The sequence below is a fragment of the Vibrio sp. 2130-1 genome (genome assembly GCF_033339515.1).
The window spans coordinates 1-901 of record NZ_JAWOUT010000129.1 but is presented as its reverse complement, the minus strand read 5'-3'; the positions used below and the strand labels follow the sequence as shown (position 1 = coordinate 901).

Below are 901 nucleotides of genomic sequence, written 5' to 3'. Positions count from 1 at the left end.
TAAGAAAACGAGTACTTGGATGGAGTCGGTATGACGCTCAGCGGAAAAGGGAAAACATGGTTGCTTGTGATTTTTGCAAGCGCGATGGTGCTATTTTCTTACAGTGCTAGTCGTGAAATCGCCCACCAATTGCTCAGCGCACAAACGCAAACCGAAGCGCAACAAAAACTACTGGATTACATCGGCGAAGTCCGCCGAGCACTGAAACGCTTTTATCACCTGCCTTATTTAGTCACCAACAATCCCGAAACTATTGCGTTTGTGAAAGGCAATTTGACTTACTATGAACCGCTGCAAGCCCAGTTAACCCAACTCGACAAAGCCGCGAATACCGAAGGTTGGTTGATCCTCTCCACCTCTGGTGAAGTGTTGGTTTCCAGCCTCATCGATGAACGATTTAGCCGTTCAGATCGACGTGCCATTGTTGAACAGATTCATCACCAAGGTGAAGGCGTCTCTCTGGTAAATAAAACCAAAGGTTCGAGCCCTCTGTATTATTTATCGGCACCGATTTTTGATGGCCTTAACATCGCGGGTATTGTCGTCGTACAAATTAACTTGAGCCTTCTGACGGAACAAACCATCACCAGCCAAGACATTATTACACTGCAAAACCGCCATCAGCGTTTCTTCCTGTCGAGCAGCACCACTTACAACGCAGACTGGTTCAATGAGCCAAACCATGCAGTAGATGAGGAAACACAAAAGCTCTACGACAACACCGTGATCCATTTTTGGACGCTGGATCAACAACGCTATTTTGCCCATACCGTTAAATTGGATGACCTCAATTGGTATGTCAGTTATCTCATCCCGACCAAGCCAGTTCAACAAGCCATTAATGTCATTGCTTGGAGTGTCGCTGCACTGCTGTTATTGATGATTTTGTTGGTCATCATCA

Annotated in this window: 1 pseudogene; it reads left to right on the top strand. The window is 45.9% G+C overall.

The window, feature by feature from the left end:
* Positions 1-30: 30 nt before the first annotated feature.
* A pseudogene (locus tag R7Q09_RS24685) lies at positions 31-901 on the top strand (PAS domain-containing sensor histidine kinase); the annotation flags it as partial.